At 65.1% G+C, this 19,226-nt stretch carries 14 protein-coding genes; 6 read left to right on the top strand and 8 right to left on the bottom strand.

Annotated elements, in window-relative coordinates; all coding sequences use genetic code 11:
- The first annotated feature begins 176 nt into the window (after nt 1–176).
- Nucleotides 177–890: a 7-cyano-7-deazaguanine synthase QueC gene (gene queC / locus ACRHIG_RS31320; protein ID WP_475417182.1), complete on the top strand. Its 714-nt coding sequence runs from the start codon at nt 177–179 to the stop codon at nt 888–890.
- 77 nt (nt 891–967) lie between these two features.
- Nucleotides 968–1,861, top strand: coding sequence for a sterol desaturase family protein (locus ACRHIG_RS31315; RefSeq protein WP_489629015.1), 894 nt, complete (start codon nt 968–970; stop codon nt 1,859–1,861).
- Between the two features lie 8 nt (nt 1,862–1,869).
- Here ACRHIG_RS31315 and ACRHIG_RS31310 read toward each other — a convergent pair whose 3' ends face one another.
- Nucleotides 1,870–2,553 carry a helix-turn-helix domain-containing protein gene (locus ACRHIG_RS31310; RefSeq protein WP_489629014.1) on the bottom strand — a complete coding sequence of 228 codons (684 nt, stop codon included), beginning with the start codon at nt 2,551–2,553 and terminating at the stop codon, nt 1,870–1,872.
- 259 nt (nt 2,554–2,812) lie between these two features.
- Here ACRHIG_RS31310 and ACRHIG_RS31305 point away from each other — a divergent pair, with 259 nt between their 5' ends.
- Nucleotides 2,813–5,851 carry a sensor domain-containing diguanylate cyclase gene (locus tag ACRHIG_RS31305; protein ID WP_475417185.1) on the top strand — a complete coding sequence of 1,013 codons (3,039 nt, stop codon included), beginning with the start codon at nt 2,813–2,815 and terminating at the stop codon, nt 5,849–5,851.
- On the opposite strand, the gene ACRHIG_RS31300 is transcribed toward ACRHIG_RS31305, so the two are convergent.
- Complete coding sequence (locus tag ACRHIG_RS31300) at nt 5,852–6,226, bottom strand: hypothetical protein (protein ID WP_489629013.1); 375 nt, start codon at nt 6,224–6,226, stop codon at nt 5,852–5,854.
- Nucleotides 6,227–6,438: 212 nt separating this feature from the next.
- On the opposite strand from ACRHIG_RS31300, the gene ACRHIG_RS31295 reads away from it, so the two are divergent.
- Together ACRHIG_RS31295 and ACRHIG_RS31290 are read left to right on the top strand one after the other, a co-directional pair.
- A complete protein-coding gene (locus ACRHIG_RS31295) occupies nt 6,439–6,669 on the top strand; it encodes a hypothetical protein (protein WP_475417187.1) in 231 nt (76 codons plus the stop codon).
- Nucleotides 6,670–6,790: 121 nt separating this feature from the next.
- Entirely contained in the window at nt 6,791–7,300 is a 510-nt protein-coding gene (locus ACRHIG_RS31290) for a hypothetical protein (protein ID WP_070217754.1), read from the top strand.
- A 177-nt stretch (nt 7,301–7,477) separates the two neighbouring features.
- Here ACRHIG_RS31290 and ACRHIG_RS31285 read toward each other — a convergent pair whose 3' ends face one another.
- The 5 genes from ACRHIG_RS31285 to ACRHIG_RS31265 form a co-directional block, all read right to left on the bottom strand.
- On the bottom strand, nt 7,478–10,618 hold the full coding sequence (locus ACRHIG_RS31285) for an efflux RND transporter permease subunit (protein WP_489629012.1): 3,141 nt from the start codon (nt 10,616–10,618) through the stop codon (nt 7,478–7,480).
- A gap of 25 nt (nt 10,619–10,643) precedes the next feature.
- Entirely contained in the window at nt 10,644–11,861 is a 1,218-nt protein-coding gene (locus ACRHIG_RS31280) for an efflux RND transporter periplasmic adaptor subunit (protein WP_489630901.1), read from the bottom strand.
- A 13-nt stretch (nt 11,862–11,874) separates the two neighbouring features.
- The gene (locus ACRHIG_RS31275; RefSeq protein ID WP_489629011.1) at nt 11,875–13,107 is read right to left on the bottom strand and encodes a TolC family protein; all 1,233 of its coding nucleotides are present in this window, start codon (nt 13,105–13,107) and stop codon (nt 11,875–11,877) included.
- Between the two features lie 105 nt (nt 13,108–13,212).
- Nucleotides 13,213–13,575, bottom strand: a complete 363-nt coding sequence (czcI, locus tag ACRHIG_RS31270) for a cation efflux protein, CzcI family (protein WP_489629010.1) — start codon at nt 13,573–13,575, stop codon at nt 13,213–13,215.
- 8 nt (nt 13,576–13,583) lie between these two features.
- The gene (locus ACRHIG_RS31265) at nt 13,584–15,155 is read right to left on the bottom strand and encodes a C13 family peptidase (protein ID WP_489629009.1); all 1,572 of its coding nucleotides are present in this window, start codon (nt 15,153–15,155) and stop codon (nt 13,584–13,586) included.
- 185 nt (nt 15,156–15,340) lie between these two features.
- Between ACRHIG_RS31265 and ACRHIG_RS31260 the strand changes: the two genes are divergently transcribed.
- A complete protein-coding gene (locus tag ACRHIG_RS31260) occupies nt 15,341–17,287 on the top strand; it encodes a GAF domain-containing sensor histidine kinase (protein WP_489629008.1) in 1,947 nt (648 codons plus the stop codon).
- Between the two features lie 223 nt (nt 17,288–17,510).
- Here the strand turns inward: ACRHIG_RS31260 and ACRHIG_RS31255 are convergent, their stop codons facing one another.
- The gene (locus ACRHIG_RS31255) at nt 17,511–19,040 is read right to left on the bottom strand and encodes a DUF3369 domain-containing protein (RefSeq protein ID WP_489629007.1); all 1,530 of its coding nucleotides are present in this window, start codon (nt 19,038–19,040) and stop codon (nt 17,511–17,513) included.
- Nucleotides 19,041–19,226 lie beyond the last annotated feature (186 nt).

Raw genomic sequence — 19,226 nt, 5'->3', positions numbered from 1 at the left:
CGGCAGCCGTATGCCGTATGGGTCGTGCAGAAAACATGGTGCTCCAGATGAGTAAATGCTGACTGCATGTTACCGGAATAGGTAAACTGATGGCGGACGAATAAGTATTTTTTGCACTGGGAATCATGTTTCCCTGCGCACAATTGGAACAGAATCACACTGAAAAGAAAGAAATTATGCTAGCAACGGACTCCGCACTGGTGCTCTTTAGCGGTGGACAAGATTCCACCACCTGCCTGGCCTGGGCCCTGAAACACTATAGCCGCGTGGAAACCATCGGCTTTGACTATGGGCAGCGCCATGCGATCGAGCTGACCGTGCGTCCCGGCGTACTGGAACAGATGCGCCGGCAGTCGCCCGAGTGGGATAGCCGCCTGGGCCAGGACCACATGATCGACCTGTCGTTGATTTCCGCCATTTCCGATACGGCCATGACGCAGAACGTCGAGATCGTCATGCAGGAAAACGGCTTGCCGAACACCTTCGTGCCTGGACGCAACCTGCTGTTCATGACGGTGGCCGCCACCGTGGCCTACCGCCGCGGCTTGACGGTGCTGGTGGGCGGCATGTGCGAGACGGATTTCTCCGGCTACCCGGATTGCCGCGACGACACGATGAAGGCGCTGCAAGTGGCCCTGAACCTGGGCATGGATACGCGTTTGAAGCTGGAAACGCCGCTGATGTGGCTGGACAAGGCGCAAAGCTGGGACCTGGCGGAAGACCTGGGCGGCCAGCCGCTGGTCGACCTGATCCGCAGCGGCACGCATACGTGCTACCTGGGCGAGCGGGGCGAATTGCACGACTGGGGCTATGGCTGCGGCACCTGCCCCGCCTGCGCCCTGCGCGCGAACGGTTACCAGCAGTACGCGGCGCGCAAGGCGGCAATGTAGCAAGTTGCGCCGTTTCTTCAAGCGGCGCGGCAGGCGTGCAAGCGATGCTGTGGTTTTTGCCACAGGAGCGCCTTGCCATGACATCCTTCTTTGCCGCGCTGTACGGCCCCGTCTTTTGGGCCGGCTTCATCGGCGCCGCCAGTTGCCTGATCGCGGTGTGCCACTATTCCCTCTGGGTCTTGCCGCCCTTGCTGCTGCTGGCCCTGCTCACTTCCCTGCTTGCCGAACGCTACCTGCCGTATGACGGCGCGTGGAACCACGCGCACGGCGACGGCTGGCGCGACGCCGTGCATGCGCTCGTCAACGAGGCGCTGTACCTGCTGGGCCTGGTTGCCTTCCCCCTGCTGGCCGGACACCTGGCGCTGGGCGCATTCTGGCCGGACCAGCTGCCATTCTGGGCGCAGCTGCTGCTGGCCATCCTTATCGCCGACTGCGGCATCACGCTCGTGCATTACCTGAGCCACCATTATTACTTTCTGTGGAAACTGCATGCCGTGCACCACAGCGTGCGGCGCCTGTACGGTTTCAATGGCTGGATGAAACACCCGCTGCATCTGCTGCTGGAAGCGGCGGGCGGCATGCTGCCCTTATTGCTGCTGGGCATACCGGAGCCCGTCATGGCCGTGCTGGCGTTTGCCGTGGCCATCCAGCTGCTGTTGCAGCACGCGAACGTCGATATGCGCATGGGGCCGCTGCGCCACGTATTCGCCTGGGCGCCGCTGCACCGTTTTCACCACATGAAGTACGGCACGGCCGGCGACGTGAATTTCGGCCTGTTCTTTACCTGCTGGGATCGCCTGCTGGGCACGGCCTTCGACGCACCGGATTACCGCATGCGGGGCGAGGACCTGGGCATCGGCAGCCGTCCCGACTATCCCGTGGCCTACCTGCCGCAATTGATCGAACCGTTCCGCGCGGAAGAGGGCGTGCGCGCGCCCGAGCTGCCGGCCGGCTTGCGCAACGGGTCGTAGCCGGCAGGTCAATCGAGCAGCTTGACGTCGAGCTGGCGCAAGCTGCGGTCGGCGCGCACGCCGAACAGGCTGCGCATGGTGCGCGAAAAATGCGCCGCATCGGCAAAGCCGGCGCCGTGGGCCGCGTCCGTCAAGGTACTGCCGAGCAAGATAAAACGGATGGCCAGGCGCAAACGGCGCCACAGCACCAGCCGGCGCACGGGCAAGCCCAGCTGGGCGCTGAACAGGCGTTCCAGCTGGCTCAGCGACAAATGCGCGGCCCCGGCCACGGCGGCCGCGCTGACCTTGCCCGACAACAATATGTCGACCTGCTCCAGCGCGCGGCGCAAGCGGGGATCGGGCAAGGGCTCGCGCGGCTGGGCCCGCAATGCGGCGGCGATATGCTCCAGCGTGGGCGCGCCAGCCTGGGCGGCGGCCGCCAGCAAGGCTGCGCCACCCAGGCGCTGCGGCTCCGCATAGATGGTCAGCATGGGCGCCGGCGCGGTCACGATGGCGTGCGGGCGCAGGCTATCGACCAGCAAGTGCCGCGCCGTGTGGACGATGCCGTCGAGCTCTGCTGTGAAGGGCGCGCCCATGCTCAGCATCAACTGGTGCGCATAATGGGCGTGGCTGTCCGTGGCGCCCGCCGCGCCATGCAGGATGGCGAAGTCCGGCGCCAGCCAGAGTGTTCCCTGCCAGCTGTCTTGCTGCAAATGTGGCTCCTTGTTGATGGATTGCGGGGCGATCATACCAGCGGGCGCGAGATGGTTTTCATGGCATCGAATTTTCATGGAGTACGCATCATTGCATCGACGAAACATGTGCGCTTTTTAGCACAATATTCAGCATTGCAAGGGCGCCCGCTGTAACGTACTATCATTCTCATCGACTACCGATGGTAATCGTGCAGCCGCGGCCAGCCATGTTGCCGGCCGTGTCGCGGTTTGATGTCATTCTGCCTGTCAGCCTGCCATGCCTACACGCGCGTCTTTGTCGTGGTTTGCCCGGCCAGTGTCGCACTGGGTGGGACCGCGCGCCCTGGCCGCGCTGGTGCTGGCGCTGTGCCTGGGACTGACGTATGGCGCCTGGCGCAATGCCCACGACGCCAGCGAACAGCAGGTGCGGGCCGATTTCGATTTCCGCGTGCGCGAACTGGTGGGCAACATCGCCGGCCGCATGCAGACCTATATCCAGGTGCTGCACGGGGTGCAGGGACTGTATGCCAGTTCGCAGGAAGTCACGCGCCGCGAATTCCATGCTTATCTGGCGGTGCAGCAAGTCGACCGAAACTTTCCCGGCATCCACGGTATCGGCTATCTGCCGCTGTTGCCCGGCGCCGCCCTGGCGCGGCACGAGGCCAGCGTGCGCGCGGAGGGCTATCCCGGCTATGCCGTGCGCCCGCAAGGCCAGCGCGCCTGGCACGCGCCCATTACCTATCTGGAACCTTTGAGCGAGAGCAACCTGCTGGCCTTCGGTTATGACATCTGGTCCGAACCGGTGCGCCGCGCCGCGCTCGAGCAGGCGCGCGATACGGGCCAGGCCGCCATGACGGGCAAGATCCACCTGGTGCAAGATGGCGGCAGCGCCCAGGCGCATGGTTTCCTGATCGTGCTGCCCGTGTATGACAATGGCTTGCCGCATGCCGGCGTGGAGCAGCGGCGCGCCGCCTTGCGCGCCTGGGTGTTTGCGCCGTTCCGCATGGGCGACCTGATGGCGGGCGTGGGCGGCGAGGCGGCGCGCCAGCTGGACCTGGAAATCTATGACGGCGCGCAACTGGCCGAGGCGGCCCTGATGTATGACAGCTTGCCGGGCGCCTTGTCGTCCGCCGCGTCGGACAGCCTGGTGTCGCGGCAGGCGATCACCATCGCCGGCCGCGCCTGGACCTTGCGCGTGCGCGCCATGCCGGGCTTCGATGGCGAGGTGCTGGCGCGGCCCCGCCTGGTGGCCTGGGCCGGCTTGCTGGCCAGCATCGTGCTGGCGCTGGCGGCCTGGCTGCTGGCGGCGGGCCGCGCCCGCGCCCAGGCGGCGCTGGCGCGCTCGAGCGAGCTGACTGCGCAGCTGGAGCAGGGGCAGGCGAGCGTGCTGGCGATGGCCGAGGCAGCGCAGCGCAGCCAGGCCATGCTGCGCAGCATCCTCGATTCGACCATCGACGGCATTCTGGTCGACAACATCAATGGCCGCATCTTCACCTCGAACCGGCGCTTCCGCGACCTGTGGCAAGTGCCCGACGCGCTCGACTGGCAAGCCGATGGCGCGGCGCTGGTGCGCCATGTGGAAAGCCAGCTGGAGCAGGCGGCGCCGTTCCTCGGGGCACGCGCCCACGCGCCGCACGGCCACCGCGAGCGGCGCGACGTGCTGCACCTGCGCGATGGACGGGTGGTCGAACAATATGTGCGCAGCATGCAGCTGGGCAATGAGCAGGCGCGCTTGTGGACCTTCCGCGATATCAGCGAGCGCAGCCAGATGGAGCGGCGCGAGCATACGCGGCGGCAAGTGCTGGAAATGCTGGCCACGGGCGCGCCGCTGGAGCGGGTGCTGGAAAGCGTGGTGCTGAGCGTGCAAGCGGACCATCCGGCCATGCTGTGCAGCATCTTGCTGCTCGATGAAAGCCGCCACCGCCTGGTGCTGGGCGCGGCGCCGAGCTTGCCCGCGTTCTTCAACCTGTCCAGCCATGGGCATGACCTCGACACGCTGCAGGGCGTGCATGGCATCGCCGCGCAAGCCGTGCGCGACGGCCAGCGCGTGATCGTCGGCGACCTGCATGCCGAGGCGCAGGAAACGATGGAACTGGCGTGCCGGGCCCAGCTGCAATCGTGCTGGGCCGAGCCCGTGCGTGGCGGCTCGGGCAAGCTGCTGGGCGTGCTGATGGCGTATCACCGCCAGCCGACGCTACCGGGTGCGGCGCATCTGGCGCGGCTGAGCGAGGCGGCGCACCTGGCCGGCATGGCCATCGAACAGGCGCAGGTGGCGCTGGCCCTGCGCGCCGGCGAAGCGCGTTTCCGCAGCCTGTACGACCATGCGCCCGTGGCCCTGTGGGAACAGGACTGGTCGGCCGTGCGCGCCGCGCTCGATGCTCTCGAGCAAGCGGGCGTGCGCGACCTGGGCGCCCATTTCCAGACCAATCCGGACGCGCTGCAGCGGCTGGCGGGGCTGGTGCGCATCATCGATGCGAACGGCGCCGCGCTGGCGCAGGTGCGTGCCAACGAGGACGACCAGCGCCGCGGCGCGCTGAGCCTGGCACAGAATTTCGATGACAGCGCCTTGCCCCGTTTCGGCGATGCGCTGCTGGCGCTGGCTGGCGGCGCCCACCTGTACGAGTGCGAAAGCAGCTTCGTGCGTCTCGACGGCGCGGCGCGGCAAAATGAATTGAGCTTGCTGGTGATGCCCGGTCATGCGGACAGCCTGGACTTTGTCATGGTGTCCTCGCTCGACATCACCGAGCGCAAGCGCATGAACGCGGAACTGCTGCAGCTGGCCACCACGGATTTCCTGACCGGCTTGCCGAACCGGCGCCACTTCATGGCGTCGCTGGAAAACGAGCATGCCCGCCTGCAGCGCGAGCTGGCCAGCTGCGCCAGCGTGCTGATGCTCGACATCGATCACTTCAAGCGCGTCAACGACGAGTACGGCCACGCCGTGGGCGATGCCGTGCTGCGTCACCTGGGCGCGCTGATGTGCCAGGCGCTGCGCAAGGTCGACGTGCCGGGCCGCGTGGGCGGCGAGGAATTCGCCATCTTGCTGCCGGGCACGGATCTGCCGGCGGCGGCCGTGTTTGCCGAACGGCTGCGCCGGCGCGTGGCGGAAAGTTCGCTGACCATCGATGGCGGCATTGTGCTCACCATCACGGTGAGCATCGGCATGGCCGCCATGGCCGGCACCGATGCCGATTGCGACGCCGTGCTGGCGCGCGCCGACGAGGCGCTGTACCGGGCCAAGCGGGGTGGGCGCAACCGCATCGAGCAGAATGACGGCGGCGGTGACGGCGTGCTCAGCAAGTTCATGGCGCAGTGATTACAGGCTGTGCTGATGCGTCTGCGCCTGCTTGCGGTTGCGGCTGACGATCAGCCAGACGATGGCGACGGGAATCAAGAGCGGCAGCAGCACGGGCGTGCTCAGCGCCAGTGCCAGCGCCACGCACAGGGCCACCACGGCGATCAGCACCACGCCCACGCCGGCCAGGACCACGCCCGTGACGACGGCGGCGCACACCAGCGCAATGGCGGCGATCAGCAAGCCGCCGCCGGCAAACACCAGGCCGAACAGCCACTCCAGCGGACCGTCGATCTCGTCGCCGTTGAGCTGCATGTGCATGTCCGCGGCGCCGATCTTGTCGAGGAACAGGCAGGCAAGCATGACGATGAGGACGAAGGTGAGCAATTTTTTCATGGTAAGCCTCGCTGTGTGGGGGATGGGGTGTTGCATGGTCACACTGTAGGGGCGCGCCCCGCTTGCCGCCAGCGGCGTGCGACAGGCCGTCATTTTCACGGTATGGAAGGCGCTGGAGGCCGGAAAAACGCTGATGTATAACAAGATTTCTTTTCTTGTAATGTGCGCAAGCCGTCCTATACTGATTACCTCAGTCCCGCAAGGAGGGCAACATGTTTGCAGATACCGGGGATCAATCGCTATCCCTTTCCCGCCATCGAACCACGCGCCAGCGTAGCGCCCCGCAGTCCTGCGCCGAGCCCGTCGGCGCGCCATCGGCGATACCGCCGATCATCATCACCCCGTTCAATTACCATGCACCGCTGCCGGCCATCGACCCGCGCTGGGTGCCGCCCGGTCCGCCGCTGACCTGGCCCAACCGGCCTGCCATGTCCATGTGCTGACAGTTGCCCGGGAAGGTGCCGGAAGGAAGTGGTGAAGGTTCACCGTTGCCGCCGGCAAGGCGGCACGGGCGGGCGTTTTCGACTATCATGCTAGCCCCGACCTTCCATCACGAGCACCGCCATGAGTACCGATTTTCCCGACTTTTCCGACGAATCCGCCGAGCAGGACAATGACGCCCCGATCCAGGAGCCGCGCCTGTGGGTAGGCAATGGCTGGACGGCGCGCGTGATCAAGAACGAGGAAGATGAAGGCTGGGCCGTGGCCATGATCAAGGATGGCGAACCGGAGCCGGCCCTCGTGGGACCGTGGACCATGGGCCGCGACAAGAAAAACCCGAAGCCGCTCGACGTCAACGCCTTCAATACCCTGGTCAAGACGGCGTCCGAGGTGCTGCGCCGCCACGAGCAGCAGCTGCACGCGCAACTGCACAAGAACCTGTTCGTCGCCACCGACGAGGGGCAGATCAAGGTGATGTTCGACATCGTGCCCGACGAAGACCACCCGTACGCTGAACTGAGCGCCTACGACGCCGACGGCGAACAGATCGCCAAGGTGCGCACCTCGGCCGCGTTCAAGTTCAATGCCACGTCCGCGGCGAACTGGATCGAAGGCGGCTACCGCCGGCCGTAAGCTGCATATTGTTGGCGCCGATGCTGGTGTCGGATGACGCTCCTTCGGAGCTAATCCGACCTACGTCCGCCACCCATGGACAGGTAGGTCGGATCAGGCCTGAAAGGCCGTCATCCGACATTGCTACCAGCGTCAACAATGCGTCGGATGACGCGCTTGCGACCTCGGCGGCCCCCGCTAATCCGACCTGCCTCTTACGGCATACGCCAGCCGGTACAGCAATGGCAGCACCAGCAGCGTCAATGCCGTCGACGATAAAATGCCGCCGATCACCACGGTGGCCAGCGGACGCTGCACTTCAGCGCCCGTGCCCGTGGCAATGGCCATCGGCACGAAGCCCAGCGACGCCACCAGCGCCGTCATCAAGACGGGCCGCAGGCGCGTAATCGCTCCCTCGCGTATCGCATCCTGCAAGGGGATGCCCTGTTCGCGCAGCTGGCGGATGTAGGCGATCATCACCAGGCCGTTGAGCACGGCCACGCCGGACAGGGCGATGAAGCCCACGGCCGCCGAAATCGACATGGGAATGTCGCGCAGCCACAGGGCGACGATGCCGCCCGTCAAGGCGAACGGGATGCCGCTGAAGACCAATAAGCCATCTTTCACATTGCCGAACATGGCAAACAGCAGGACGAAGACGAGCGCCAGCGCCACGGGCACCACCAGTTCCAGGCGCTTGGTGGCCGACTGCAATTGCTCGAACTGGCCGCCCCAGCTGGTCCAGTAGCCGGCCGGGATGGCTACTTGTGCCTGCAGCTGCTGCGTGGCGTCGGCCACGAACGAGCCGATATCGCGCCCGCGCACGTTGGCGCTGATGACGATGCGGCGCTTGCCGTCTTCGCGGCTGATCTGGTTCGGTCCCGGCGCCACCTGCAGGCTGGCCACTTCGCCGAGCGGAATGAAGCGTGCGCGGCCTTCCGCCGCCGCGCCCAGGGGCAGGGCGATGGGCAGGCGTTTGAGTTGCTCCAGGTCGCTGCGCAGGCTGTCGGGCAGGCGCACGACGATGTCGAAGCGGCGGTCGCCCTGGAACAGGGTGCCGGCCTCCTGCCCGCCGATGGCCGTGGCGATCGCCGCCTGCACGTCGGCAATGTTGAGACCGTAGCGGGCCGTCTGCTCGCGGTCGATCTGCACCGTCAGCATCGGCAGCCCCGTCGTCTGCTCGACTTTTACCTCTGTCGCGCCCGGTATCTTGCCCAGCACGCCCGCGATCTTCGCCGCCGTGCTGTCGAGGACAAGCATGTCGTCGCCGAACAGTTTCACGGCCACGTCGCTGCGCACGCCGGAAATCAGTTCATTGAAGCGCAGCTGGATCGGTTGCGAAAACTCGTAGTTATTGCCCGGCAAGCTCGTGGCCGTGGCTTCGATTTCCGCCAGCAATTGCTCGCGCGACTTCTTCGGTTCTGGCCATGCGTCGCGGGGTTTCAGCATGATGTAGCCATCGGAAATATTCGGCGGCATGGGGTCGGAGGCGATCTCGGCCGTTCCCGTACGGGCGAACACGCGCGCGATTTCCTTGTGGTTTGCCATCAGCTTGCTTTCCAGTTGCTGCTGCATGGCCAGCGATTGCGTCAAGCTGGTGCCGGGGATGCGCAGGGCCTGGATGGCGATGTCGCCCTCGTTCAGGCTGGGCACGAATTCGCTGCCCATGCGCGTGGCCAGCAAGCCCGACAGCACGACGGCTACCGCCGCGCCCGTCAACACGACGGGCGTGTTGCGCATCACCTTGTCCAGCAGCGGCGCATACCAGCGCTTGGCGGCGCGCATGATGGCGTTTTCCTTCTCCGCCACCTTGTCGCCGATAAACAGCGCCACGGCGGCCGGGATGAAGGTGATCGACAGCAGCATGGCGCCCAGCAGGGCGATCACCACCGTCAGGGCCATCGGCGTAAACATGCGGCCCTCCACGCCCGTCAGCGCGAAGATGGGCAGGTACACGACCATGATGATCAGCTGGCCATATAGCAGGGGCCGGCGCGCTTCTTGCGATGCGGCAAACACTTCCTGAAAACGCTCCTGCAAGGTCAAGGGCCGTCCCAGTTTCTGCTGCGCATGGGCCAGGCGGCGCACGCAGTTTTCCACGATGACCACGGCGCCATCGATGATGATGCCGAAATCGAGCGCCCCCAGACTCATCAGGTTGGCGCTCACATGGTATTGCACCATGCCCGTAAACGTGAACAGCATGGCCAGCGGTATCACCATGGCCGTGATGACGGCCGCGCGGATATTGCCGAGGAATAAGAACAGGATGGCGATCACCAGTACCGCGCCTTCCAGCAGGTTTTTCTTCACCGTATTGATGGCCTTGTCGACGAGTACCGTGCGGTCATACACGGTGACGGCGTGCACGCCTTTGGGCAGGCTGCGGTTGATTTCCACCATCTTTTTATCCACGGCTTGCGACACGGCGCGGCTGTTCTGTCCGATCAGCATGAAGACGGTGCCGAGCACCACTTCGCGGCCGTTTTCCGTGGCCGCGCCCGTGCGCAGCTCGCGCCCCAGCACGACGTCGGCCACGTCGCGGATGCGGATGGCCACGCCCTGCACATTGGCGACGACGATGTTGCCGAGATCGTCCTTGGACGCCACCTGGCCCGGCGCGCGTATCAGCAGCTGCTCGCCCTGCCGTTCGATGTAGCCGGCGCCCACGTTGCTGTTGTTGCGCTCGAGCGCCGTCACCACGTCTTGCAGGCTGATGCCGTAGGCGGCCAGCTTTTCCGGATACGGCGCCACCTGGTATTGCTTGGCGTAACCGCCGATGGCATTGATTTCCGTAACACCCGTGACATTGCGCAACTGCGGCTTGATGATCCAGTCCTGGATTTCGCGCAAGTCCGTCGGCGTGTACGGCGTGCCGTCCGGCTTTTTCGCGCCTTCCTGCGTTTCCACCGTCCACAAATAGATTTCACCGAGGCCCGTGGAGACGGGGCCCATCTTCGGCGTGATGCCAGCCGGCAAGCTTTCCTTCGCTTCCTGCAAGCGCTCGTTGATCATCTGGCGGGCAAAATAGATGTCCGTGCCATCCTTGAAGATCACGGTCACTTGCGACAGGCCATAGCGCGACAGCGAGCGCGTCTGTTCCAGGTTGGGCAAGCCGGCCATGGCCGTCTCGATGGGGAAGGTGACCCTCTGCTCGGTTTCCAGCGGCGAATAGCCGGCGGACTGGGTATTGATTTGCACCTGCACGTTGGTGATGTCGGGCACGGCGTCGATGGGCAGCTTTTGATAGCTGTAGATGCCCAGGCCGGCCATCGCGGCCACGGCCAGCATCACCAGCCAGCGCTGGTCGATGGCGAAGCGGATCAAGCGTTCAAACATGATGGTTTCCTTTCGTTTGACGTGATCAATGTTCGTGGCCGGCGGAATCTTTGCCCAGCTCGGACTTCAGGACGAAACTGCCTTGCGCCGCGTACGGCGTGCCGGCGGCCAGGCCCTGCTTGATGTGCGTCAACTTGCCATCGCTACGCCCCAGCACCACGGGCGTGGCCTGGTAGCCCTCCTTGATCTGCACGAAGACGACGGGCTTGTCTTCCACCGTCTGGATGGCCGTGCTCTGCACGGTGACGGGCGCGTCCGCTTCGCCTGACACCACTTCCACGCTGACGAACAGCCCCGGGCGCCAGGCCATGTCCGGGTTCTGCAAGCTGATGCGTGCCTTGGCCGTGCGCGTCTGCTCGCCCAGCAGCGCGCCCACGTAGGTGATTGTGCCTTGCGCGCTGGCATCAAACGCGCTGGCTTTGACTTCCGCCTTGCCTCCCATGCGCACGGTGGCCAGGTCTTTTGCCGGCACGGCGATTTCCGCCCACACGGTCGACAGGTCGGAAATGACGAAGATGTTCGCGTCTTCCTTCACGGCTTCGCCCAGGGTGATGTGTTTTTCCAGCACCATGCCGTCGAACGGCGCGCGGATGTCGTAGCGGTTCAGCGGCCCTTTGCTGGCCCCGGTCCCGGCGCCGCTGGCGCCCAGCGCGCTGAGCTTTTGCTGCGCGTTCTGCACGGCGATTTCCGCCTCGCGCCACGCCTGCTGCGCCTGCAGGTAATCCTGTTCGGCCGAAATCTTCTCGCGCCACAGTTTTTCTTCGCGCTCATACGTGGAGCGGGCCAGCGACAGCCGCCGCTGCGCCGACAGCAGTGCGCTGCGCTGTTCCGACAGTTCCGTGCTGGCGATGACGGCCAGCACTTGCCCCTTTTTCACCAGCTGGCCCAGGTCCGCCTGCACGGCTTCCACCACGCCGGCCAGGCGCGGCACGACGTGGGCCGTGCGGTCTTCATTGAAACGGATTTCGCCGGGCAGGGCCACCGTCGTCTTGATGCGGCCGGGCGCGGCCGTGGCGATGACGACGCCGGCCGCCTTGCCTTGCGCCGCCGTCAATTCCAGCCGGCCTTCCACCTCCTCGTGGCCGTGTTCGTCTTTCTTTTCAGCATGTGCTTCCGCCTTGGCGGCGGGCGCTGGCGGGGTCTTGGAATTACCCGTGCCCAGGATAAGGATGGCCAGCACGATGCCGGCGGCCGCGATGGCGCCGATGGCGATCGCTTGTTTCTTGTCGAGTTTGATATTCATTGTCATGGATTCCTTACAGGGGAGCCGGGGCGCCCAGCAGGCGCTCGATCTCGGCGGCGGCGTGCTGCGCTTCCGTCAGCGCGCGCAGGTATTGGTTTTTGGCTTGCAGCAAGGTGCGCTGGGCATCGAGCACGTCGAGGAAGGCGAACTTGCCGAACTCAAAGCCCTTGCTGGCCGCGTCGTAGGCGCTCTGGGCGCCGGGCAAGATGTCCTGGCGCAAGCTCTCCACGTCGAGCCGGGCCGTGGCCAGGCGTTCGCTGGCGGCGGCCACGGCCGTCTGCACGGCGATGCGGGCGGCGACCAGCTCGTCGCTGGCCTTGTCGCTGCGGCGCAGGGCGTCGAGCTTGTTGCCCGCATTGCGGTCGAACAAAGGCAGCGGCAGGGCCAGGCCGATGATGGCCTGGTTGCGGCCCAGCTCTTCCGAGCGCTTCATGCCGATGCTCACCGTGACGTCGGGTGTGGCGCGCCGCTGTTCCACGTCCAGCATGGCTTGCCGCTGGGCAAGCGCGCTGCGCGCCTGGCGCACGGCAGGGGCTTGCTCCAGTCGTGCCGCCAGTTCGCTGCCTGGCGGCAGCGGCGGCAAGGTTTCCAGGTGTCCCTCGGCCACGGTAAAGCGGGGCGCGGCATTGCCCCACAGGGCGGCCAGGCGCTTGCGGGCGCCAGCCAGCGTGCTGCGGGCCAGGTTCAGCTCCAGCCGCACGCTCGCTTCGGCGACCCTGGCGCGGGTTTCCTCGACGGGGGACGCCTTGCCGGCTGTCACCCGGCGCGCCGTGATGTCGCTGGCGCGCGCGGCCAGCGCCTGCGCGCTGTCGGCCAGGCGCAAGCCTTCCTGCGCCGCCAGCACGTCGACGAAGGCGGTGGTCACTAGCGCGCGCGTGTCGGCTTGCTGCAGGGAAAGGCCAGCTTGCGCCAGGTCTTCGCCGCGCTGGGCGACGGCGGCGCGCGCGCCACGCTTGCCGCCCAGTTCTATGAGCTGGTTGAGTTGCACGGTGGTGCTGCGCGTGGCGCGCCGCGTGTCTTCCAGCACGGTTTGCAGTTCCGGGTTGGGCAGGGCGCGCGCCTGTTGCAGGGCGCCGCCCTGCGCCGCCAGTTCATGGCGGGCGGCCGACAGGGTGGCGTTGCCGCCTTCGGCCAGCAGCAGGGCGGCGGGCAGGGTCAGGGGCGCGGCGGGTTCTGCAGGTGTTTGCGCGTGCACAAAGTTGCCGGCCAGCAGGCCAGCGGAAAGTAACAAGATGATTCGGTACATCGAATTCTCCAGGGAATGGAAAAAGAATTCGACGGGACGCGCAGGCTGGCGCCTGCTTTAGTCAGGCCCGCATATTGCGATCAGTGAAAGAAACGTCCCGTCGGCCTAGATGGCCGACGACCAGTCAGGGCGCTTGGGCGCGTCCGGGATGTGGGACGCGTAAAAGAAGGGGGACGTGTCCGCGTTGACGGAAGTCATGCCGCCGATGGGCAGGCTGGAGCCGGCCGGCAGCCACGCATGGCCGATGCCGTGGCAGACGTTGCAATCGCTGTGCGGCTGGCCTTTTTTCTGCTGCTCAGCTTTATCGCCGGCGGGTTGTTTGTCCGCATCGGCCTTGTGCTGGTGGCTGTGGTGGCCCAGGTGCTGCGCCGCCTTGCCTTCCTCGTGCAGGCAATACGCGCTCGCCGCGGCCCAGGACATCTGGAGCGGAAGCACGAACAGCAGCAAAATGAGGAAGAATTTTTTCATGTATGCATCTATTGTACAGAAAGGCGGTCCCGCATGCCTGGCTGGGCGCGCCACGCCTTCAGCTGCGCGGCGATGGCCTTGCCCTGGAATAGCTGCGGCTCGGAATGCTCTTCCGCCTCCATGCCGCCTTCGAGGAAATCGGCCGCCTCGCGCGCCTGCACCAGCACCTTGGCCTTGTCGAACGCCTCGGCAAAGCCGGCGCTCTTGGGCAAGGCTTCCTTGAAATACGCTTCGCTGAAGTAAGTAAAATCGTTCTGGTCGTCGCAGCCGAACGAGGTGCGGTCGCTGCGCGCGGCCGTGATGATGAGGGTGTTGTCATCTCTCAAAGGCGTAATGAAGCCGCCCGCGTAGCAGGCCGAGATCACGATGACCTTCCAGCGGATGCCGCTGTGCTTGAGCATGCCCGCCAGCTCCTGCGCGGGCAGGCTGTGCAAGTCCATGCCGTTTTGCGCCAGCGCCAGTTCATGCTCGGGCGAGCCGTGGCTGGTGAGGAATAAAAACAGGATGTCGTTGGCCTTGTCCATCTTCGCGCCCAGGGCGTCGAGGCTGGCGGCGATGCTGGTGCGCGTGGCCATCGGCTGCTGCGCCACCGTGTTGCGGCTGTTGACGAGCATTAAGGAGCGGCCCACGGTGCCGTAATCGCGGTCGAACTGGCGCTGCACGAAGGCCGTTTCGCGGTGAAACACTTCCTGCGCACCGTCGCCAGCCACGCCCAGCAGGTACAGGTTGATCTTTTTCGCCCCGTCGCGCGGCGCGATGCGGGCCAGGGCGCCGTCAAGCAGGGTGCGCTGGTTGTACAGGGCCAGCTCGATATTGTCGCGCGTGAGCTTGTCCAGGGCCGGGTCGTCGAGCTGGCCTTCCGTCCAGTTGCCGCTGTCTTCGCGCCGGCCGTCCGGCTGCGCCACGGCGTAGCGCAGCACGCCCTTGCCGTCGAACTGGCCATTCTTGAAGCCGCCCCGGTATTCGTCGCCGTCGGCCGTGCGCAGCACGCCTACACCCTCGAATTTCCAGTCTTTCAGCTCGCCTTCGTAGTGGATGCCGTCGCTGGTGGTGACCTTCGCCTTGCCCTGCACCTGGCCCTGGACGAAGTCGCCTTCGAAGACGGTGCCGTCCGTGTCGGTCAGCTTGCCGGCGCCGTGCGGGCGCCAGTGCTTGAACTGTCCCTCGAAGGTGGCGCCGTCGGCGCCCTGGAAGCGGCCTTGTCCCTCGAAGCTGCCGTTGACGAAGCTGCCCGCATAGATTTCGCCCTTGGGCGAGGTGTAGCGGCCGATGCCGTCGAAGGCGCCCTGGCGGAATGCGCCCGTGTATTCGACGCCGGACGCCTGGCGCAGCTTGCCCTGGCCGGAAAACACGCCGCGCGCGAAGCCCCCTTCGTAATAGGCGCCGCTTGCGTATTCGAGCCGGCCCTGGCCGTGCATCTTGCCCGCGACGAGGGGACCGAAATAGCGTCCGCCATCGGCCGTTTCCGCCGCCGGCGCCTTGGCTGGCGCGGCGCACAGCGGCGGCATGCCCAGCGCGGCAAAGGCCAGCAGGCCGGCGAGGGTGTAGGGGCGAAGCGAGGCGCGTAGCATGGCGGTCATGAGGACGGTCTGGTCTGTAGGAAGGGGCCTAGTCTGCCACTGTATTGCCAGCGTGGCAAATGCGCGCGTGGCGTGTGCTGCTCTGCCTCAAGGCAAGATTCTGTGTTTTATGCCGTGCCAAGGTTGGGCTGAACTGATAATATTGATTTTCAGAACATATACTTGCACAAGGTACATAGCCACCCATGGAAAGCCGTCTCAGCCGCCTGGAAGCCGTCCAGACCGTGTTGCTGGAAATCGGGCAGCGCTCGAGCACCTGCAGCGATATCAGCGAATTCCTGCAGGCGGTGCATGCGGCGCTGGGACGCATCATGTATGCGGCCAACTTTTACGTGGCGCTCAGCGACCGCGACGACGGCCTCGTGCGCTTTCCCTACTTTGTCGACGAATTCGATGCCGCGCCCGATCCGGACGAGGGCGTGCGCCTGGCCAGCGCCGCGCAGTCGCCCACGGCCTGGGTCATCGTCAACCGCAAGCAGCTGGTGATGACGGCCGACGACGACGCCATGCGCGCCATCGGCGGCGGCGCCTGGGGCGGCGGCACGGCGGCCGAGCACTGGATCGGCTGCCCGCTGCTGGACCAGCAGCACCAGGTGCTCGGTGCCATCGTCATCCAGAGCTACGACGCGCAGCACCGCTTCAGCCTGGAAGACCAGGCCCTGTTCGCGCTGATCGCCACGCACGTGTCGAGCGCCCTGCAAGGCATGCAAAGCATGGACCGGCTGGAAAAGGCGGTGCAGGAGCGCACGGCCCTGCTGGCGCACGAGGTGGCCGAGCGGCGGCGCGCGGAAAACCTGCAGCATGCGCTGTATGAAATCGCCAACCTGTCGGCGCAGGCGGCCGACGCCACCACCTTGTATGCGCGCCTGCACGCCATCATCAGCGAGCTGGTGACGGCAAAGAATTTCCTCATCGCCTTGTATCACCCGGACAACAAGGACATCACGATCCCGTATTTCGTCGATGAAAAGGATGCGCAGGCGCCCGTAAAACGCTTTCATTACGGCATCGGTATGAGTTCCTATGTGCTGGCGCGCCGGCAAGCGTGTTTGCTCGATGCCGGCAGCTATGCGGCGCTGGTGGCCAGCGGCGAGATGGACGAGCCGCTGGGCAATACCAGCATCGCCAGTTGGATGGGCGCGCCCATGCTGCTGGGCGACCGCAAATATGGCGTGATCATCGTGCAAAGCTACGACGAATCCGTCGTGTATGGCCAGGCGGAACTGGACGTGCTGGCCTTCATGGCCAGCCACGTGGCCGTGGCGATGGCCCGCATCCAGGCCGACAGCGCCATGCGCCAGGCCAAGGAAGCGCTGGAAGAGCAGAACGCGGCCCTGAACAGCGCCTTGAACGCCTTGCAGGAAGCGCAGTCGGAACTGGTGCGCCAGGAAAAGCTGGCGTCCTTGGGACGCCTGGTGGCGGGTGTGGCCCATGAAATCAATACGCCGCTGGGCATCTGCGTCACGGCCACCAGCCATTTGGTGCAGGAATTGAAGCTCACGCGGGAAGACCTGGCGGGCGGCCAGCTCGATGAAGATGGCTTGCAGCAGTTTTTCGACATCGTCGACCAGACCCTGCGCATCATGACGACGAATACGCAGCGCGCCGCGGCGCTGGTGCGCAGCTTCAAGCAGGTGGCCGTCGACCAGTCATCGGACGAACTGCGCAGCTTTAATTTGCGTAAATACCTCGATGAAATCCTGCTCTCCTTGCAGCCCAAGCTGAAGGGCAAGCCCGTCAAGGTGGAAATCGACTGCGCGCCCGAGGTGCAGCTGCGCAGCTATCCGGGCGCCGTCTCGCAGATCGTCACGAACATGGTGGTCAATTCACTGGTGCACGGCTTTGCCGAAGGCGAGCCGGGCAAGATCAAGCTGTCCGCCCGGACGGCCGGCGACATGCTGGAACTCGATTACAGCGACGACGGCATGGGCATGGACAGCGCCACCCTGGGCCAGCTGTTCGACCCCTTCTTCACGACGAAGCGGGGCTCGGGCGGCAGCGGCCTGGGGGCGCATATCCTGTATAACCTGGTGACGGGACCGCTGGGCGGCACGGTGAAGGTGGTCAGCGCGCCGGGGATGGGGTTGCATTACAAGATACGCTTTCCGCTGGAGCCACGTAGGTCGGATTAGCGGCAAGGCCGCGTAATCCGACGCCGGCGGCTAGGCTAAAAACGGCGGGCCGGAGACGCGGGCCTGAGAGCCTAAGTTGGGGTCTTGGGCCGACGCGTGGTTTGCTGGCGTGCGTATCGGGTAATCCGACCTCCGCCGGCTTTTAATCAGGGAAACGTTGATTTAACGCATGTCCCGTAGGTCGGATTAGCGCTTGCGCGTAATCCGACACCACCGCCAGCTTTTAATCGGGGAAACGTTGATTCAGCGCAAGCGCCTCATCCAGGTTCGCAATCAGCAACTCCACATACTGCGGATCGAGGTGGCTGCCGCTCACTTCGCGCAGGTAGCCCACCACGCGCTCCAGGGGCCAGGCGTCCTTGTAGCAGCGTTTGTGCATCAGCGCGTCGAAAACGTCGGCGACGGCGGCGATGCGTGCGTATTTGTGGATGTTCTCTCCCACCAGGCCTTGCGGGTAGCCGCTGCCGTCGTATTTTTCATGGTGCTGGTGGGCGATCACGGCGGCCGCCTTCAAGAGCGGGCGCTGCGAGCCGTCCAGGATGGACATGCCCACCGTCGGATGCTGTTTCATGATTTCCCATTCGGCCGCGTCGAGCTTGCCGGGTTTCAGCAGCACGGCGTCGGGCGTGGAAATCTTGCCGATGTCGTGCATGGGCGCCGCGTGGCGCAGCACCATGGTTTCTTCCTCCGACATGCCGGAGGCCTGCGCCAGCAGCTGGCACACCTCGGCCATGCGGCGCACGTGGTTGCCGCCTTCGTGCGAGCGCGATTCGACCACGTCGCCCAGGCGCAGGATCAGCTCGGCCTGGGTATCGGTGATTTCCTGCGTCAGCAGGATGTTGTCGAAGGCGATGGCCACGCCTGAGCAGAATACTTCCAGCAATTGCGCGTCGAGGTCGGAAATTTCTTCCACGCCCTTGAGCACCAGCAGGGACGCCTTGCCGCTGCTGTTGGGAAAATAGCCGACATAGGTGTCGCCATGCAGGCGCGAAATTTTATTGCTCTTGGCGTCGTCCAGCTGCGACAGCAGGGACGGGCTGAGGATGCCGTCGTCCGTGTCGCCGATCTGCGCGAGGATTTCATAATCCTGCTCGCCCGAGATGGCGCTGGCGCCGCGCAGGCGCAGCAGCATGCTCGTTTCCAGGCGCAGCAGGGCGACGACTTGCTGCAGCAGGCCGCTGGCGAAGTCGCGCAGGTTGCGCTGCTTGAAAATGTGCGCCGAGGCGGCGATGACGCGCTCGAGCCCTTCGCGGTAATGGAGCTGGGCCTGGCGCGCTTCTTCCACCTTCATGATGTCGCGGTAGGCGCGCAGGGCGGCAAAGGTGGTGGTAAACAGCTTTGTGCGGTCGAGCTCGGTTTTTTCCTTGTAGTCGTTGATGTCGTAGTTGACGATCACCCGTTCTTCCGGCGCCTGTCCCGGCTGCCCCGTGCGCAACACGATGCGCGTAAACTGGTTGCCCAGGTCTTCGCGCATCCAGCGCGCCACTTCCAGGCCGCTGTCTTCGCGTTCCATCACCACGTCCAGGAAGACGAGCGCGATGCCGTCTTCGCGCGCCAGCACCTGCTTGGCCTCGGCGCCGCTGTATGCATGCACGAAGCTCAGGGCGCGGCCCTCGAGGCGGAAACGGCTCAGCGTCAGCTCGGTGATGTCATGGATGTCGGGTTCATCATCGACGAGCAGGACTTTCCAGGGGGTAACTTGGGCGATGCTGAAGACAAAAATGACATAAGGGCGAGTTCCGCTAAAAGGCATAACTGACGCAATGCTGAGACGCCCGCGCCAGGAATTCCTGTGCGCCATGAACGGCGTTGCGCGTTTTTCGGGCGCATTTTGTCGATTGTAGACCGACCGCTAAGTATTAACAATAAGCAAGAACAATTGACTAAAATCATGCAACACACGTGCTAAAAAAACACTTTAAATCCGTGCTGTCTACAC

It is taken from the genome of Janthinobacterium sp. C22 (genome assembly GCF_057919405.1).
The sequence above is the reverse complement of the archived record's forward strand: the minus strand, read 5'-3'. Positions and strand labels throughout refer to the sequence as shown.

Coding starts and splice junctions, on each gene's coding strand:
- ACRHIG_RS31255 (WP_489629007.1), bottom strand. CDS start 19,040: ATGCCTTTTAGCGGAACTCGCCCTTATGTCATTTTTGTCTTCAGCATC.
- ACRHIG_RS31290 (WP_070217754.1), top strand. CDS start 6,791: ATGAGTACCGATTTTCCCGACTTTTCCGACGAATCCGCCGAGCAGGAC.
- ACRHIG_RS31280 (WP_489630901.1), bottom strand. CDS start 11,861: ATGAATATCAAACTCGACAAGAAACAAGCGATCGCCATCGGCGCCATC.
- ACRHIG_RS31315 (WP_489629015.1), top strand. CDS start 968: ATGACATCCTTCTTTGCCGCGCTGTACGGCCCCGTCTTTTGGGCCGGC.
- ACRHIG_RS31300 (WP_489629013.1), bottom strand. CDS start 6,226: ATGAAAAAATTGCTCACCTTCGTCCTCATCGTCATGCTTGCCTGCCTG.
- queC (WP_475417182.1), top strand. CDS start 177: ATGCTAGCAACGGACTCCGCACTGGTGCTCTTTAGCGGTGGACAAGAT.
- ACRHIG_RS31305 (WP_475417185.1), top strand. CDS start 2,813: ATGCCTACACGCGCGTCTTTGTCGTGGTTTGCCCGGCCAGTGTCGCAC.
- ACRHIG_RS31275 (WP_489629011.1), bottom strand. CDS start 13,107: ATGTACCGAATCATCTTGTTACTTTCCGCTGGCCTGCTGGCCGGCAAC.
- czcI (WP_489629010.1), bottom strand. CDS start 13,575: ATGAAAAAATTCTTCCTCATTTTGCTGCTGTTCGTGCTTCCGCTCCAG.
- ACRHIG_RS31285 (WP_489629012.1), bottom strand. CDS start 10,618: ATGTTTGAACGCTTGATCCGCTTCGCCATCGACCAGCGCTGGCTGGTG.
- ACRHIG_RS31295 (WP_475417187.1), top strand. CDS start 6,439: ATGTTTGCAGATACCGGGGATCAATCGCTATCCCTTTCCCGCCATCGA.
- ACRHIG_RS31265 (WP_489629009.1), bottom strand. CDS start 15,155: ATGACCGCCATGCTACGCGCCTCGCTTCGCCCCTACACCCTCGCCGGC.
- ACRHIG_RS31260 (WP_489629008.1), top strand. CDS start 15,341: ATGGAAAGCCGTCTCAGCCGCCTGGAAGCCGTCCAGACCGTGTTGCTG.